Annotated in this window: 11 protein-coding genes and 1 pseudogene; 4 read left to right on the top strand and 8 right to left on the bottom strand. The window is 35.7% G+C overall.

Annotated features, from left to right (window positions below; genetic code table 11):
• Positions 1–556 precede the first annotated feature (556 nt).
• From AACL20_RS00405 to AACL20_RS00385, 5 genes and pseudogenes are all read right to left on the bottom strand, one after another.
• Positions 557–1,641, bottom strand: a pseudogene (locus AACL20_RS00405) (IS481 family transposase).
• A gap of 227 nt (positions 1,642–1,868) precedes the next feature.
• Complete coding sequence (locus AACL20_RS00400; RefSeq protein WP_339052206.1) at positions 1,869–4,991, bottom strand: efflux RND transporter permease subunit; 3,123 nt, start codon at positions 4,989–4,991, stop codon at positions 1,869–1,871.
• Between the two features lie 637 nt (positions 4,992–5,628).
• Positions 5,629–6,255 carry a BON domain-containing protein gene (locus AACL20_RS00395; RefSeq protein WP_339052205.1) on the bottom strand — a complete coding sequence of 209 codons (627 nt, stop codon included), beginning with the start codon at positions 6,253–6,255 and terminating at the stop codon, positions 5,629–5,631.
• Positions 6,256–6,867: 612 nt separating this feature from the next.
• Positions 6,868–7,761, bottom strand: coding sequence for a 4-hydroxybenzoate octaprenyltransferase (gene ubiA, locus AACL20_RS00390; RefSeq protein ID WP_339052204.1), 894 nt, complete (start codon positions 7,759–7,761; stop codon positions 6,868–6,870).
• A 43-nt stretch (positions 7,762–7,804) separates the two neighbouring features.
• Positions 7,805–8,404 carry an NADH-quinone oxidoreductase subunit C gene (locus tag AACL20_RS00385; RefSeq protein ID WP_339052203.1) on the bottom strand — a complete coding sequence of 200 codons (600 nt, stop codon included), beginning with the start codon at positions 8,402–8,404 and terminating at the stop codon, positions 7,805–7,807.
• Between the two features lie 499 nt (positions 8,405–8,903).
• On the opposite strand from AACL20_RS00385, the gene AACL20_RS00380 reads away from it, so the two are divergent.
• The 4 genes from AACL20_RS00380 to AACL20_RS00365 all read left to right on the top strand — a co-directional run bounded on the left by AACL20_RS00380 (position 8,904) and on the right by AACL20_RS00365 (position 14,340).
• Positions 8,904–9,473 carry a carboxymuconolactone decarboxylase family protein gene (locus AACL20_RS00380; protein ID WP_339041277.1) on the top strand — a complete coding sequence of 190 codons (570 nt, stop codon included), beginning with the start codon at positions 8,904–8,906 and terminating at the stop codon, positions 9,471–9,473.
• A gap of 762 nt (positions 9,474–10,235) precedes the next feature.
• The gene (ychF, locus tag AACL20_RS00375) at positions 10,236–11,357 is read left to right on the top strand and encodes a redox-regulated ATPase YchF (protein ID WP_339052202.1); all 1,122 of its coding nucleotides are present in this window, start codon (positions 10,236–10,238) and stop codon (positions 11,355–11,357) included.
• Between the two features lie 50 nt (positions 11,358–11,407).
• On the top strand, positions 11,408–12,622 hold the full coding sequence (locus AACL20_RS00370) for an IS256 family transposase (protein ID WP_339051785.1): 1,215 nt from the start codon (positions 11,408–11,410) through the stop codon (positions 12,620–12,622).
• A 782-nt stretch (positions 12,623–13,404) separates the two neighbouring features.
• Entirely contained in the window at positions 13,405–14,340 is a 936-nt protein-coding gene (locus tag AACL20_RS00365) for a hypothetical protein (RefSeq protein WP_339052201.1), read from the top strand.
• 348 nt (positions 14,341–14,688) lie between these two features.
• Here the strand turns inward: AACL20_RS00365 and recR are convergent, their stop codons facing one another.
• From recR to rpsD, 3 genes are all read right to left on the bottom strand, one after another.
• Positions 14,689–15,276: a recombination mediator RecR gene (gene recR, locus AACL20_RS00360; protein ID WP_339040187.1), complete on the bottom strand. Its 588-nt coding sequence runs from the start codon at positions 15,274–15,276 to the stop codon at positions 14,689–14,691.
• Complete coding sequence (gltX, locus tag AACL20_RS00355; protein ID WP_339052200.1) at positions 15,276–16,664, bottom strand: glutamate--tRNA ligase; 1,389 nt, start codon at positions 16,662–16,664, stop codon at positions 15,276–15,278. Before gltX ends, recR begins: the two co-directional genes overlap by 1 nt.
• Positions 16,665–17,333: 669 nt before the next feature.
• Positions 17,334–17,951 (bottom strand): 30S ribosomal protein S4, encoded by a 618-nt coding sequence (gene rpsD, locus AACL20_RS00350; RefSeq protein WP_339052199.1) that lies wholly within the window; start codon positions 17,949–17,951, stop codon positions 17,334–17,336.
• Positions 17,952–18,135 lie beyond the last annotated feature (184 nt).

Below are 18,135 nucleotides of genomic sequence, written 5' to 3'. Positions count from 1 at the left end.
ATAATTAATATATGAATATTGATTAGATAAATTTGCGCTGCAGGTGTATGGTTGCAACCAAATTTGAGAAATATACCAGTCATACTGTTTAAAATTAGCACCTTGTGAGGTCGCTTGTTATATATTGATTATACAGCATGCCACAAGCACTCTTCTTAGTCTATCCATCAAAAATAGGTTTGCCGCGCAAATAAATTTTTGCAGAAAATTAAATGTGCAAAAATTAGCTCAGGATTCGGCCATGATTGTTGCACTTCGTTTTAGAATTCAAGGGACGGACTATGAGATATAATAAACCCATTTATATCAGCCATAAGCATGAATCTGAAGGCGATAGGACGCACCATATCTGGCTAATCACCTGAATTTAAATAGATAAAAATCAAATGCCACAAAGTGGCAATAGAGGACGTATGCTTCAAACGCAGCATTTTGCGTGCCTTACAAACATTTTTCCCATTCTGCCGTAAAAAATCACAATAAATTGACACAGATACCATCAGCTGAGCAATAAACTGTAGAAGTCAAGATTTGATCTTACAGACAGTTATAAAATTTATATCTGCTTGTCATTTAAGTTTTGACTGTCAGATATGTAACTGAGATACAAGATTTCATTATTCTTTTCAACAGCTAACTTTTTACTATCCAGAAAAGTTTGCATAGGTGTTTTTCCATAACAATATTTACCAGAATGAGGTCTTTCATTGTTGAAATATTCTAACCAAATATCAAGATCTAATTGCAAGTCATCCAATGATGTATAAATCTTTTTACGCATAGCGGTATCAAAGAATTCTTGTTTCATAGTTTTATTAAAACGTTCACACATACCATTAGTTTGAGGTGAATATGCTTTAGTTGTGGTATGCTCTTACCTTCTATACTGAGAAATAACTCAAAAGCATGATGTTCTATATTTCCCTTATATTCTCCTCCACGATCTGTCAGAATACGAAGCATCGGTATCCCTTGACTCTCATACCATGGTAACACTCGATCATTTAGCATATCAGCAGCAGTAATTGCAGTTTTGTCAGTATACAGTTTAGCATCAGCAAATCTACTGTAGCTATCAATAAACACCTGAGCATAAACCTTTCCTATCCCTTTGAAATTGCCTACATAATATGTATCTTGGCAACCTAAATAACCTGGATGTTGTGTCTCAATTTCTCCATGTGCTTCTTTTTCATTACGGCGTTTCTCTAGTACTTGCAGCTGTGCTTCGGTCAATATAATACCATCTTGGGCCATCTTAGCTTCTAAGGCTTTCAATCTTTTATTGATATTATTCAAATCATTACGTAACCAAATCGATCTTACTCCTCCAGGAGAAACAAGTATACCACTCTTCTGCAGCTCATTTGATACTCTAAGTTGTCCATATGCTGGGTACTCTATCGCCATATCAACTACTGCTTTTTCTACTGCAGGATCTACTCTATTAGCGATTATTGGCTTCTTGCGACTTATCTCGTATAGCGCTTCTTCTCCTCCTGTTTCATATAGTTCTTTAAATCTGTAATAGCTATCTCTACTATAACCCATTGCCTTACATGCAGATGATATACTACCAAGGCTTTTTGCCAATTCAAGTAAACCTAGTTTCGGTTTGATGATTTTTTGATTTAAGTTCATTGATTATCTCCATTTAATAACTAATTTAATTTACTAAATGTAAGATAAAATGTCGACTAATACAAATAAACCACACAATACACAGTTGTGCCAAGGCATTTCAAAAGCTATAATGCATATTTCTGGCAGATGGACTTATTCTAAATGCTTGTTTGCCATGGCTATTTTATGGCGCTTTAGCCATATCATATCTCTTGCCATCCTTGATCAAACCACAAGGCTCCATATCAGGATTCAGACTTCTTACCTATGCTATCATATTTCTTTAAAAGTAATAGCAGGCAAGGAGTAAAAAATAATGTCAATACTGTTGCAAAAGCAAGGCCACCTGCTATTGCTGTAGAAAGCTGTCTCCACCATTGGCTGGCAGGTGCATCATATGTAATTTCTCTTTCAAAAAAGTTAATAGTTATCCCAAGCACCATTGGCACAAGACCAAGGATCGCAGTACTTGCTGTAAGACAAATTGGCCGCAACCTTTGAACTCCAGTTGTGATAACAGCTTTCTTTACATCAAAACCATCTCTTCTTAAGTGCTGATATGTATCAACAAATATAATATTATTGTTCAATACTATGCCAGAGAGCGCTATTATCCCTATGCCACACATAACTACTCCGAAAGGCTGCCATGCAATAAGCAATCCTAACAAAACCCCAACTGTTGAGAGAAAAACTGCACTCATTACTATGAGAGTTTGATAAAAACTGTTGAACTGTATCAACATCACTATAAACATAGCAAAGAGCGCAAGTACGAAAGCATTAATTAAAAATGTCCCAGTTTCTTGCTGATCTTGATTATCACCCTTGAATTTAACTTTTACTCCGTCCTGTGCATTTTGCTTAAACCAAGCCCCCAATTCCTTTACTTTTGTATCAGCTAAAACCCCTTTTTCAACATTTGCTTTGACAGTTATAACGTTTTTTTTATCTACTCTCTTGATCTGACTCACCTGTCTATCTGGAATTCTTTTTACAAAAGTGTTTAATGGAATAGCAACGCCATTTGTATTAACAATTTTTAGACTTTCAATTGTAGTAATAAAACGTTTCTCCTTTGGCAATCTGACCATGATATCAACCTCATCATCCGTATCATCTGGCCTATATGAAGAGATTTTCACACCATCTGTCAAAAGTCTAAGCATAGACCCAATTGAACCAACATCTACAGAGTATTTTGCGGCTTTCTCTCTATCAATTAACAAGTGCCACTCTATTGCTGGAACAGGCCTTGAATCTTCTATATCTTCCATCCCTCCAATCTCGTCCATAGCACTGCGAAACTTATCTACGAACAAAAGCAATTTATCATAATCTGGCGCAGAAAAATCTATCTCGATAGGCTTCTGTGATGGAGGTCCTACGCGCTCTTCAAGCACCTGATATGAAACGCCTCCTACAGTATCTAATCTTTTTTTAATCTCTTCTATAATTACTTCGGCTTTTGGTCTACGTTTCCAATCATCAAACTCCATCTCTATGACACCTATCGTATCTTCTGGAAATTGGTTATTGTCATTAACATTTCCAGCTTTGACATAAAATATCTTCACTCCAAGCGACATATCTACAACTTTCTCTTCGATCCGTTTCATGATCTCATCTGCTTGTGTAATCGAAATATTTCCTGGGGAACCTATAGTAATAACAGCTGAACTTGGCTCTATCTTAGGGAAAAACTCTATCCCAGTGCCAAATTTGAAGAAGAATATATATACTCCAATTATCCCTGCGATTACTGCATATACAAAAATTTTGGCATGATCTAAGACGTATAATAGACACTTCATATATAACTTGGAGAATGTTCCTAAATTCTCCATATCTCCTTCCTCTGAAGCCTTCATTGCCGCTATTTCATCTTCATGTATAGACTCACTCTTTCCAAATAATGGACCAAGGGATGGTTGGAAGAAAAGCGCAAAAAGCAGAGAATTACCTAATATGAAAATAGCAGTAATTGGCAAATACTGCATAAATTGTCCGAGAACTCCAGGCCAAAATAGAAGAGGAGAAAACACTATGATTTTTACCAGTGTAGATGTAAAAATCGGCCAAAACATACGTGTTGCAGCAGTAGTAAATGCCTCTTGTAGAGGGGCCCCCTCAATTATTTTGCGATCAGCATACTCACTTACTACTATTGCATCATCTACGATCATTCCAACGGTCAGTATTAAGCTAAATAACACAACTATGTTTAGCGTATAACCCATTAGTTGCAGTATCAAGATTCCAGATAAAAACGAAGATGGAATAGAAAATGCTATCAAAAAAGAAGCCCTTGTACCAACGGCTTTCATGATGACAATCACAACAAGGATTGAAGCTATAAGAATAGTATTTTCAAGATCTGACAATATATCTTTAATATCATCTGATTTATCCTGCGAATAAACAATTTCTAAGTTGTTTGGCAGGGAATCTCTCATGTTATCAATTTCAGCTTTTACAGCTTCAACAGTCAATATTATATTGTATCCTGTACGTTTTGAGATCTCCAAAACCAGTGCAGATTTTCCATTTACTCTAGCTGTGTTTTTAATATCCTTATATGTATTTCTGACTTCTGCTATATCCTTTAGTTTCAATACCATGTCTCCCTTGGCGAAGACTGGAAACTCCATTAATTCATGAAAATCCTTCACAAGACTCGGGATTTTTAATGGGAAAGAGCCGTTTTGATTTTGTATGGTACCAGCTGGTACCAGCTGGTTATTACTGTCTACTGCATTGCCCAATAGCTGTAGTGGAAGTCCGTAATTTTCTAGTACTTTTGGCTCAACTATTATTTCTAGAGCTTCTTCTCTGTCACCTCTTATATTGACATCCAAAACCCCCTGCACATTCTCTATTGCATCCTTTAAATCTCTTGCAGCTTGAAGCAAAGTTCTATCAGGGATATCTCCGAGCAAAATAACATTAAGAACTGGCTCAAGACTAAGGTCAACTTCTTTAACTATTGGCCTGTCTGCATCAGTGGGCAGTTCATGCTCATGATCATTAACTTCATTTCTAACATCGGTCAAAGCTTGATCTACATCCTTACCAGCTTCAAACTCGACTATTATTGATGCAGAACCTTCCATTGCATATGCCGTCATCTCTTTAATCCCAGAGATGTTTCTAAGCGCATTCTCCATTGGTTTTAAAAGTAGCCTCTGCCCATCTTCAGGAGAAATTCCTTCATAGGTTATAAGCACATAAATCATCGGAACTTTTACGTCTGGATTGCTTTCTTTTGGAATTTTTAAGAAAGCGACGTAACCACATAGAGCAACCATAATTAATAACATTATGCTTGCTCTCTTTCTATCTACAAAAGATTGTATTATACGCCCCACCTGCTCTCCAAAGATCTAAAACAAGTTAAAAACACAAACTGTGCAACACCTTCTAGAATGATTATAGACATGATAAATAGAGTTTGCAAATCACAAAATACCTAAAAATCCTCATATGCGCCCGAAAGAACGATGGAATTATTACGTCTTTGTATATTATCTTAGATGAATAAGCTACATTTGAAATATCAAAGGAGAATCTCGAATAAGGATTGGAACATATAATACTAAAATAATGCTCTTACCTCCTTAGAATTTATGAGTTTTTGCGTCATAACTTACAAGAAACTAGAGGATTGATATTGACATGCAAGCAATTATGGTGCACCAAAAGTCCAGTAGAAAATGGCAAATTTATCCAAAATCTTATGTATTTTGTTAAATAGTATTTGCTAGGTACAGGACAAATAATATCTGAAAATTAGTGCTGGGACCTTTGGCTTTAGGCTAATTTTTGTACATTTAATTTTCTGCAAAAATTTATTTGCGTAGCAAAGCAATTTTTAGCGGATATACTTACGAAGTATTCTAATTTTGCCAAAATACGCAGCAGGCACTAAACATACAAAAAAATTCATAACGTTCATCTTATAAAACAAACGTGCTAGTGCTATTTACAAGTGCTTAACCGATATATTTAAGGAACTCTTCGTCTTTGATCATTAGATAACAAAACATGATTAATTACCTTTCTAACACCTTTCACAGAACTAGCAATTTCTATTGCTAAATCTAATTCTGCCTGATCTTGAGCTATTCCAAAGAGGAACACAACAGAATTATTTACAGCAGTTGTATAGTTTACAGAATCCATATTTTTTCTGAATAAAAACTTACTTCTAACCTGATTAGCGATCCAAGTATCATTTGCACTATTAATTACCTCACTTGAGACAATAATTTCATCTATGACTTCTTTGACACCCATAACGCCCCAAACAATTCTGACTGCTTCATGCTTGTAGTACTCCTCTTTTACTGCGCCTGTAAGCATAACACGTCCTTCTTTAACATTAACGGCTACTTTAGTGAATACATCCTTTACAGCAAACCTACCAAACTCTCCCTTAATCTTTGTAAATATCACATTATCATCAACAACAGCTCCTATAGATCTCTGATCCATCATGACAGCACCAGCCGTAACAGCAGCAACTGGAATAAAAAGTGCACAACCAGCGCTGATTAAAGTAAAAGAAAGAGTTATACACATTAAAACAGCACGAAACGTGCGCCATTCATAGAAATTAGTAGTATTTTGCATAACGTCCTTCAATACACTTTTATTGATCTTATTCAAGTTATTAACCTCCTAATTTGCGTAAAAATACAATGATCTTATAATATGCGAAAAACACTATAGATAGTCGCTTGCGTCATAACTCTAAGGAGCGCAGTATTTATCTTGGCCTGCAAGTAATTATGGCGCACCGAAAGCCCAGCAGAAAAAGTAGCAAAATTGCCAAAAACCTTATGGATTTTGTTAGGTAGTGTTTGCTAGGTACAGGACAAATTAATATATCCAAAAATTATGGCAGAGCCAGGGCTAAAAGCTAATTTTTGTACATTTAACTTTCCACAAAAATTTATTTGCGCAGCAAATCGATTTTTGACGGACAAACTAAGGCTCTACCCGCAGTGCCTAGATAATTTATATAAACTAGTCCTCACACAGCACATCTAACTACCGGCCAAGCGCCTCATTAGACTTCTTCTAAAAAACGTTTGTTCTGGCAGCAAATTGCTTTGTCGTATCATTGAGCCTTCATGTGATGCAAGTTGTGCTTCTTGCACTTGCATCACTTGAAGCTTGAGTTTAAAGAAGAAATCTATTATCTCACAACTCAGTATTGTATAATTCTCATTTGAAATATACTTATATGTGACCGAGCAAAATTCCAAGTAAAACTATCACACCAAATTCAATATTTGATTTGAACTTAATACCACAACTCTTAGCATCATGAATATCTAAAGTTTCAGTTTGCCAATATAAATGGTAAGCAGCAATACCCATAAAAGCATAAAAAATAATATTCATATGTAGCGCAAGACCAACGATACATATAGCAGTAATTGCCACCTGATATATACGCCAAACAAATAGCGGTGTATTATCTCCAAATTTTATAGCAGTTGACTTGAGCCCCAGCAAAACATCATCAGTCCTGTCCTGATGTGCATAAATCGTATCATATCCAGCAGTCCACATTGCAGATGCTACATATAACAACAAGCCATGAATTGAAAAATATCCTGTTGCAGCAATCCAAGCAATTACTACACCAATATTAAAAGTAAATCCAAGAAAAAACTGTGCAAAGTGTGTGAAGCGCTTCATAAATGGATATACGATAATTGGCAGCACTGCAGCAAAACCGATATAAATAGCAGCATCCGGCAATTGCATCAATATGATCATACCTAACAAAAGAAGTATTGCAAGAACGCATAAAGACATACCTAAACTGACTTCCCCAGATGTAAGTGGTCTATTTTTTGTTCTTTCTACACTATGATCAAATTTGCGATCTGCTATATCATTGATGATACAACCAGCACTCCTCATAACAAGAGCACCGACTGAAAACAGCAAGAAGAAGTATATAAGTTTAAATACATCTTTCAGATTGAAGGCAATCACCCACAAAACTGGAAGGATAAGCAACACACAAGCCACAGGCTTATCTAGGCGCATCAGGCGCGCTATTTTAGAAGAATTTATGAAATTATCGTAAATTTTAGGTATCAGCAAGCGTCTTTTTGACATCCTATCAAAAAAATTTGATAGAAATATTTGTAAACGTACTATGCTATTTTGATGCTTTTTCATCTCCAGGTAATATATAATTTGGTCCATACCAAGGACTTGAGAAATCAAAGTTCCTAAATTCTTGACTTAGTTTAACAGGCTCATAGACCACCTTTTCCTGGATAAGATCATATCTAACTTCAGTGTATCCAGTTAAGGGAAAATCTTTCCGCATAGGATGCCCTACAAAGCCGTAATCTGTCAATATTCTTCTCAAGTCTGTGTTGCCTTTGAAATAAACTCCATACAAATCCCAAACCTCTCTTTCATACCATCCAGCTGACCCAAATAAATCAGTTAAACTAGGAACTATGTCTTCTATGCCGGCACACAATTTCACTCTTACTCTAAGATTATGCTCAACACTTAACATGTGGTACACTACTTCAAATCTCTCAGTACGACTTGGGTAATCTACGGCGCATATATCCATAAGCGCTGAGAATCTGCAGTTCTTGTCATCCCTTAAAAATTGCATTAATGTAAGCAAATCTTCTGTATCCACAAGAACAACAAGTTCGCCATGTACCTCTTGAGCTGAGATGACAGGAGGAGAAATGTCAGAAGTAAGAAGTTGTTTTATTTTACTAAGTTTCTGCATGACTGCACTTGCTGGATTTATTATTAAGATTACATGTTGCAAATTAGGCTTACAAATAGCAATATACATTTTTCTCTTTATTTTTGCAATTTTTGCTTTACAAGAATTTTTAGAAAAATCTTTATGAGCAAAGACGCTTATAATATATTTTGCCAAGTGCAAAAATAATGTTGCATAACCAATTAAAGAACTATAAAAGATGTCAGACTACTATTAGTATTAACCTATATGCCGTGTAATTAAAGGATATCGCATGCAAACTAAGCACTTTTGACTCAAGAAGGTTGTAGTTAGTTAATTTTTGCAATGCTTTATTTAGCCAGGTTGAGCTATGTGCAATTCAAAATTATGTCCACTTTTGATTTTTTATATTAAAATTAGGTGATACATATTCTGAACTACACCACATGCCTTTACATGCATATAAAAATTTTTAGCGTCTTTTTGATAAAATTACTTAAATACAAGAGATCAATACACTTTTTAGGGAATATTAATTATGTCTGTATCTAGCGTAGCAAAGAAACTACCAGAGTATGCGTTGAACATAAAGCAAAATCTTCTTTCAATCTTTGTGAACGGAAATACATCTTTAGCAAATCCGCAACTTTATGGTGTTGCACTAACTGTTGGCTACTTGCTAGGAAACGAGCAGTTGCTAAATGCAATCCGCGCTGAAGCAAAGCTTCATCTTGAAGAAGTAGATGCAAAAGCCTGCAAAATCGCAGCAGTGATGATGTCTATGAACAACACGTATTATAGATTTGCTCATTACACATGTGATCCAGAGCTAATCAATATGCCATTAGAACTTTACATGGATAGCATATTCAATATAGAAGTTACAAAAAGCGATTTTGAGATATATTGCTTGGCAGCATCTATCCTAAATGGATGCCAATACTGCGTCAACATACATAAAAAAAAGTTGACAGACGATGGAATTGCAATGACAACAATCCGAGATATTGGACGTGTTGTATCAGTATTAAAAGCCACAAGTGAAGTCCTTGGAATAGAAACCATGCGCAGTTATGATTTCATAGCAAGAGGAGCAAGCTTTGATTAGATTTGCTGTAAATCGCCTATAAAAATTTAGTAAAATGCGTGCTGTAACATCTGTTATACCTATGCTACAGCATATAAACCTTTAGTTTTCAAAGGAAAGGAATAAATAGTAATAGAATTTGCTATGCATATATACCGTAGGTAAATGCAGAGCTGGTATTTAGCTTGTGTACATACGAAATTATACAAAATCTCATAAATAATAGCATATATTTGCTGCGTATTTTTAGAAAATTTAAGATGAGATTTGAATTTAGCGGCACTAAAAGTACAGCGAAAAGGAATGCGCTTAAATTTCCTAAAAAGGCGAAGTTAAAGTGTTCTATTATTTGTGGGAGTTGGTATTAGAATTCAAAAAGAGTTAGGAAGAATTTAGTTGCATGTGTAACACTACTGATATAAGTGTTTTGCGCAAGGGGTTTTGAGTATGATTTTTTTAGAGTACAAGTTTACTTTCTATATCGAATACTTTTACATATTTGAAAAAAATTAACGAAGTAATAATGTAATACTTAAGCTAAAATCCTATACAATGACTTGATTAACAGAGCTGTATACAAAACACATAAAACGCGTTTTGAAGACGCAAATTTTGAAAAGCATCACATACATTACTACAAATGCGGTTTTATTCACCAATTAATATATCATATAGAATTCCTACTAAAGTCACAGTTAAGTGACTTGTTCACTTAACTACGAAAACTATATGAATGAATAAGAAATAGCACGTTTTTATTAAATATATATATAGCAATTAGATATGAGTTTAAAATGTGGCATTGTTGGCCTTCCCAATGTTGGAAAATCAACTCTTTTCAACGCACTGACCAGCACTATGGCAGCAGAAGCTGCAAATTACCCTTTTTGCACTATTGAACCAAATATCGGACGAGTTGCTGTCCCAGATGATAGGCTAATGGCACTAGCGGAAATTGCTGGCTCTAAGGAAATCATACATACTCAAATAGATTTTGTTGATATCGCAGGTCTTGTTAAAGGTGCAAGTAAAGGAGAGGGACTTGGAAATCAGTTCTTAGGGCATATTAGAGAAGTCGACGCCATAATATATGTTTTACGATGCTTCGATAACGATGACATTATCCATGTCGCGGGAAACGTAGACCCTCTAAGAGATGCTGAAATAATAGAAACAGAGCTAATGCTGGCAGACTTAGAAAGTCTTCAAAAAAGGCGACTTAACCTAGAAAAAAAAGCAAAGCAAGATAAAGGTGCAGCAACTCAACTTCAGTTAATAGAAGAGATTATTAAGCTACTCAATGATGGAAAACCAGCAAGAGAGATATTGAAAAAAGAAGGAATATCAAAAAATGATGTCAATATCCTACAATTACTTACTTCCAAGCCAATTTTATATGCATGTAACGTCCCAGAGAAAGATGTCAATAGTGGTAATATCTATACACAAAGCGTATCAGATAAGATTGGTCCGCTAGGTGCAGAAATTATCCTTATATCAGCTCAAATTGAAGCTGAGATAGCTCTTCTTCAGAATCAAGCTGAAAAGGAAGAATTCCTTAGTAGTATTGGACTTACAGAGAGTGCTTTGAGCAAATTAATAAAGAGCAGTTACAAAGCACTCGATTTAATCACTTTCTTTACAATAGGACCTAAAGAAGCGCACGCGTGGAATGTCAAAGAAAATACCACAGCGCCAGACGCAGCTGGAGTAATCCACACAGATTTTACTAGAGGCTTTATATGCGCAGAAACAATATCTTATGATGACTACATAAAACATAGTGGCGAAATTGGGGCAAAAGAAGCAGGGAAAATGCGCCTTGAAGGAAGAGAATATATTATACGAGACGGCGATGTAATGCACTTCAGATTCAATATTGAGTCTTTATCAAAGATTGTGTAAATTATAGTAGAGCCTATATTTGGAATTAATAAAGAATATAGGTAATTAGAATGAAGACAGAAAAGAATAAGAAAATAAATGAAGCGATAGATTTACTGATAGAAGGAGGAGCGGATTTAAAGACAGTACTGAAGCAGGATGGATTGATTAAGGAATTAACGAAGAGTATTTTGGAGAGAGCCTTGCAGGCAGAAATGTCTGAACACTTAGGTTATAACAAATATGATAGGTCTGAAACTGAGAATTGCAGGAATGGTCATTATAATAAGAATTTGATTACTGAGAATGGCAGTATCGAGTTAAATATTCCGCGAGATAGAGAAGGTAAATTTGCACCTGTAATTGTCTCCAAGAATCAAACAAGAATAGATGGTTTAGATCAAAAGATAATATCTCTGTATGCCAAGGGGATGAGTTTGTCTGATATCAAGATCCAATTACAAGAATTATATGGAGCAGAAGTTAGTGAGAGTTTAATTAGTAGGGTTACAGATGATGTAATTGATGAGGTTAGAATTTGGCAGAGTAGACCTCTTGAACCATTATATCCTATAGTATATTTTGATTGTTTAATAGTTAAGGTAAGGCAAGATAAACAGATAATTAATAAATCAGTATATGTTGCGCTGGGTATAGATTTACAGGGCCGGAAAGATATTTTAGGATTATGGATAAGTGAGAATGAAGGATCTAAATTCTGGCTTAGTAATTTTACTGAATTGAAGAATCGAGGATTAAAAGATATATTAATTGCCTGTAGTGATAACCTGACTGGTATGTCTGAAGCTATATGCGCAAGTTATCCCAAAACTGAGCATCAGCTTTGTATAGTACATCAAATTAGAAATAGCCTGAAGTATGTATCATATAAAGACAGAAAATTATTGGCATCAGATTTAAAGCTTATTTATAGCTCTGCTACTGAAGATGAAGCGCATCTTGCCCTAGAATCTTTTGATAAGAAATGGAGTAAACGATATCCACATATAGCAAAATCCTGGTATAATAATTGGGAGAATCTTGTAATATTTCTGCAATATCCAGAGAGTATCCGTAAGATAATTTACACTACAAATGCTATAGAATCGCTGAATAGTCAGTTGAGAAAAGTTACAAGAAATAAGCGTGTTTTCCCAAATGATGATTCGGTATTCAAGGTTTTATACCTAACGATTGATTATATTACCAAAAAATGGACCATGCCTATCTCTAACTGGAATGAAGCTATGGCTCATTTTATAATCAAATTTGATGGGAGATTTTAATGGCTCTAAAAAATTTACACAATCAATGGGATAAACCCTCAATATTTGATTTTGCGCTGTAATTGACATCTCTGATTTTGTTTTAAAAATCACTATTTGCATTTATACTTCCAGTAATAGTTAGTATTTAATTTTCTGAGTAAAATATTATATAGTACGCGCGCCAAAAGTCTCAAAAGTGCGCATGAAATAGTGCCCCGAGCGTCAAAATAGCGCTTTAAATCCGTAAGGAAATGTCATAATAAATGCAAAAACCTTACGGATTTTGTGAAAATAGTGTTTGCGCGCGGCATGGGACCAATGAATATATCCAAAAATTAGCATAGGGCCACACCTACAAGCTAATTTTGTACATTGAACTTTCGGCAAAAATTTATTCGCGCAGCAAATTGATTTTTGACGGACAGACTAGATACGAAATTAGACTTCAAAAAGAGCTAAGAAGAATGGTACACAAGTGTAAAATACATAAGGCACATTCTAAAAGCATTAATTTTGAACAGTATGACGATCTTAGGTAAGCATGCTCCAATGTTTAACACGGCGCAATTTATAGTTGAATAAATGCAAACAAATTTATAATCTTATTAGGTGTGCAACTTGTGTTTTTGTTAAATATATTAAATATCGTTAAGCGTCGCTATAAAAAGATTTGTATACTGCTATCAATTATTGTGATTTTATTGGTGATTATTATGTATTACAGTGACCGAGAGATGCGATACTCACTAAATGATGCATTATCTTACTACGGATTTGACAGCACTGAACAAAAAAGTGCAATGCAAGATCTTCTACAACAATCATCGATAATTCCAAGTGACCAATCATTGCTTGCTGCATTTCCACCGAGAAGTACCAAAGATCAGCTAGCTTTAGATATTCTAACAATGGTTAAAGGAACTCAAAGTAATCTATCAATGAGAGTAGGAACAAAAGAACGCTGGGAGATGCAATCTGCTGAATGGATGACAGAAAATAAAACGCATAATATTCAAAATCTCAAAATTCTAGGTTTTATTAATGCTATCGTCCCAGTCATGAAAAAAGCTGAGGCTCTGTGCATTCTAGGAGCAACTGGCCCAACTATGTTAAGTAGAATTGAATATGCCAACTCGCTTCTGGAGTCTGGCTTGAAGGCTAGTTCTGTAATATTACTTACAGGAGAACGCTATGTAAATACAAGTGTTGATGGCACTGAGGAAGAATTAGCAGAAATAGCTGATAAATTCGCACTCAGTAGTTGGCGCGAAGTAACAGAGACACACTTAATGCAGGATTTATATAATCAATCTGATTTGCATGACAAAGGTTTAACACTTCATGTTATAGACACACCAAGACAAGATCTACCTAGACCTACTACCCAAACAACAGCGCTGGAGTTAGTTTCATGGCTAAAGCTGCACGATGAAATACAAAGCATTATCTTTATCTCTAATCAACCACATGTAAAGTATCAAAACTGTATTATAGACACAGTTTTTAATGAACAAGGATGTGACATGCCACACGAAGTTGTCGGCGCATCTGCAGACATTGATCAAGTGCAAAGTATAATAGAGGGGCTTAGTGCATATATATGGGCAGCAACACCTAAAGTATTAGCAACTCTGAATATTACAGTGAACAGCAAAGTAATAGAAGAGGCTGTAAAACATTTATATTCTAAGACACCTCTTGTTTACCGCTCTATACCACGATGCTTTACCAGATAATTTATACGCACACTAAAAGTCTCAGAAGCTGTATCAAATAGTGTTTAGAGTTGGAAAATAGTGTTTTAAGTCCGTAAGAAAATGTTAGAATAAGCGCAAAAAACTTACGGATTTTGTGAAAGTAGCATTTAGCATAGAGCCAATTAATATATCCAAAAATTAGCGCAGGGCAGATCTAAAAGCTAATTTTTGTGCATTTAACTTCTACGCAAAAATTATTACTTAACAAAATCCATAAGATTTTCGGCAATTTTACCACTTTTCCTGCTGGATTTATGCGCACCATAATTGCTTGCAATCAAGATAAATTCTATATCCTTTATAGTTGCCGCAGGCGACTTTGTGAAATTAAAAATTTTGCCTAAGTTGAAATGCAACATTTAGCGTACCATCATCCATATATTCTAATTCTGCGCCTATTGGAATTCCATGAGCCAGTTTTGTGATTTTTATATTGAGCCCAGTTAGCATTTCTGCTATGTAATGAGCAGTTGTTTGCCCCTCTAGTGTTGAGTTTGTGGCGAGTATGACTTCTTTGATCTCTTTCTCCACAACTTTATTTTTAATTGCAAACATGTTGAGAGTTTCTGGAGTACGATTATCAATTATTGATAAATTACCGCCAAGTACATGATAATGACCGTTATACAGCTTGCTGCGTTCTATCGCCCAAAGTTCCGATATACTCTCTACAACACATAGCACTTCAGCATCTCTCTCCATATCACTGCAAATTCCACAAGGCGAAACATCATCAAAATTATTACATTCTACGCATCTTTTAATGTCTTGAGAGGAACTAGCAAAGAGTTCTGAAAGACGCATCATCTTTTCTGGGTTTTGTAGTAGGTAAATGAATAATCTTCTAGCAGACCTCGGGCCAAGCCCAGGCAATTTTGATATTAATGCAATTGTGTTATCTATAATCTGAGGCATCACTTTAACTCATTAATTCTACGCAATACCTCCTCTTTTCCGAGAACTTCCATAAATTCATAAATTCCTGGCGACTCAAAAGTGGCAATAATAAATGCTCTCAAAACTTGCATAACTAGTGCTGGTTTTATGGATAAAATCACCGCAACATTCACACCAATTGACTTCAAATTCCCAGCATCCCACTGTTTACACTCTGTGTATTCAGCAATAAGCTTCTGTATAAGCTCAGATCCCCTATATGCATCGATCAACTCTTGCGATCTTGGATCAGTAGGACTTTTTTTCTCAATATATAAACATGCAAGGTCTGTTAATTGCTTCAAGGTATTTGCTCTTGTCTTGATTAGTTGCATTCCGGATAAAATCTTATCACTTACAGAACTGTTTTCAAGTAACATACCGATTTTTTCCAACCTTTCTTTGAGTAAACCTAGAAGCTCAAAATCATCTTTATGCTTGATATAATGTGCATTAACGTAATTTAATTTTTCTAAATCAAACCTAGCTGGAGACTGAGTAATGTCAGAGAGCTGAAAGATTTCTGACACATCTTCTTTGGTAATTAATTCTATATTTCCTTTGCTCCAACCAAGCCTTAACAAATAATTGCACATAGCTTCTGGTAGATAACCCATTTCTCTGTATACATCTATTCCAAGAGCTCCATGCCGCTTTGAGAGTTTAGTACCATCGCTACCGTGTATTAGCGGTATATGTGCGTAAGATGGTCTTTGCCAGCCTAGTGTATCATATATCTGGAGCTGACGAAACGTGTTTGTAAAATGATCATCTCCACGAATAATATGATTTACGCCAGAATCATAGTCATCAACAACTACAGCAAGCATGTATGTTGGAGTCCCATCTGACCTAAGTAGAACCACATCATCTAAGCTGTCGTTAGGCACAGAAACTCTTCCGTGCACAGCATCTTCCATTTCAGTTGAGCCATTTAGCGGTGCTTTTAGTCTTATGGTATATTTACCACTAGAAACATTACTATCTTTATCTCGCCATACACTACGAAACCTAATGGATGGATTACGTATTTTTGCATCTTCTATTTCTTGTGGACTCATATAGCAACGGTAAGCTTTCCCCATACTAAGCATCATCTCAACCACTTCTCTGTGACGCTCTATGCGGGTAGACTGCATTACATACTCTCCATCCCAAAATAGACCAAGCCATTCCATTCCACTCAAAATCGCATCAATAGCCTGCTTTGTAGATCTTTCTTTATCAGTATCCTCAATACGAAGCAAAAATCTACCACCAACAGACTTGCTAAAAAGCCAGTTAAAAAGTGCAGTACGTGCTCCCCCGACATGAAGGAAACCCGTAGGAGATGGAGCAAATCTAGTTACTACTTGGTTAGATGTCATATTTGTTGTTTTGATTGGATATTGGATGCTACATTATAAGTTATCACTGACTAAAAAGCTTCCAATGCAGAGAAAAGTGACGGTGTTTAGTATGGAATTCATTATATATACTCGCTATATTGCAAAATTAGCGCATTAAAGATTGCTCATTATGTAGCCCATCCGTCAAAAATTGATTTGCGTAAGCAAATCAATTTTTGTGCAAAGTTAAATGTACAAAAATGAGCTTGACAGCAGCTCTGCGCTCACTTCCTGAGATCTCATTTGTCCTGTACCTAGCAAATACTACTTAGGTACTGCCGACAAAGCCTCTTGCGCAAAACTTTTTGGCCTGATTTTCAAGTATTACTTCATTAATTTCTTCGCAAATATACCATAAAATCCTTAAGATTTTTGGCAATTTTACCACTTTTTCTGCTGGATTCTCGGGGCGCCATAATCGCTTGCAGCTAATATCAATCCTCCGCTTCGAAAGTTATGACGCAGGCGACTTAGTAAGGTCCATGCTACTTAAATATCTACCCATGATAGATGACGATTTAGCATTTATTAAGTATATACGAAGTGAGATTTCAAAAAAGCTAGGCAGAATGTGATGCACATGTATACATAATACATCAATATATATGCAGTATTTACATACTCTTGGCGTGCAAGTAAAATCAGCTATTATCTTGAGTAAAATTCAATGACAAGATGTGGCTCCATCTGCAATGCATATGGAATTTCCTCAAGCACAGGTATCCTTACATATCTTCCAGATAGTTTACTTTGATCAAACTCTATATAATCAGGAACAGATCCAACGCTTTGCAAAGCAGATTGAATTATTAGAAGATTTTTTGAGCATTCTCTAACTTCAACAACATCTCCTACTTTAAGTCTGTAGCTGGCTATGTTCACCACTTTTCCGTTTACCATGACATGCTTATGGTTCACAAACTGGCGCGCAGCAAATATAGTAGGAACAACTCCCATTCTATAAATAAATGCATCAAGCCTAGACTCAAGGAGACCTACTAAATTCTGCCCAGTATCTCCCTTTCTTCTAACCGCTTCTGCATATATGCCACGGAACTGGCTCTCAGTAATATCTCCATAATACTTCCTGAGCTTTTGCTTCGCTTTAAGCTGCTCTCCGTAATCGCTGAGCTTTCTATATCCCATGGAGCCGTGAACACCTGGCGGATAATTTTTATTGTTGTTTACAGGGTCTTTTACAGAACCCCAGAGACTTGCCCCTAGCCTACGGCTAATTCCGAACTTTCTATTATGACGCTTAGACACAGCACCTCAAGATAAAACTGATTGATAATTGCACTTAAAATCCTCCCTTCTACCAAGGAATGACGGAGAAGATTTTAAATTTAAGAGTCCACTTTGTCAATTTAAATCCTACCATGAGTAATATAGATCTATTCTTATGGAATCATTTCCTTTGAATGCCTTCATATATCCTGAATCTACTCAT

The sequence above is a fragment of the Candidatus Lariskella endosymbiont of Epinotia ramella genome (assembly GCF_964019805.1).
In the GTDB taxonomy this organism is placed as follows: Bacteria; Pseudomonadota; Alphaproteobacteria; order Rickettsiales; family Midichloriaceae; genus Lariskella.
The sequence above is the reverse complement of the archived record's forward strand: the minus strand, read 5'-3'. Positions and strand labels throughout refer to the sequence as shown.

Coding starts and splice junctions, on each gene's coding strand:
- ubiA (WP_339052204.1), bottom strand. CDS start 7,761: ATGTCAAAAAGACGCTTGCTGATACCTAAAATTTACGATAATTTCATA.
- AACL20_RS00380 (WP_339041277.1), top strand. CDS start 8,904: ATGTCTGTATCTAGCGTAGCAAAGAAACTACCAGAGTATGCGTTGAAC.
- ychF (WP_339052202.1), top strand. CDS start 10,236: ATGAGTTTAAAATGTGGCATTGTTGGCCTTCCCAATGTTGGAAAATCA.
- AACL20_RS00365 (WP_339052201.1), top strand. CDS start 13,405: ATGCAAGATCTTCTACAACAATCATCGATAATTCCAAGTGACCAATCA.
- gltX (WP_339052200.1), bottom strand. CDS start 16,664: ATGACATCTAACCAAGTAGTAACTAGATTTGCTCCATCTCCTACGGGT.
- AACL20_RS00395 (WP_339052205.1), bottom strand. CDS start 6,255: ATGCAAAATACTACTAATTTCTATGAATGGCGCACGTTTCGTGCTGTT.
- AACL20_RS00370 (WP_339051785.1), top strand. CDS start 11,408: ATGAAGACAGAAAAGAATAAGAAAATAAATGAAGCGATAGATTTACTG.
- recR (WP_339040187.1), bottom strand. CDS start 15,276: ATGCCTCAGATTATAGATAACACAATTGCATTAATATCAAAATTGCCT.
- AACL20_RS00385 (WP_339052203.1), bottom strand. CDS start 8,404: ATGCAGAAACTTAGTAAAATAAAACAACTTCTTACTTCTGACATTTCT.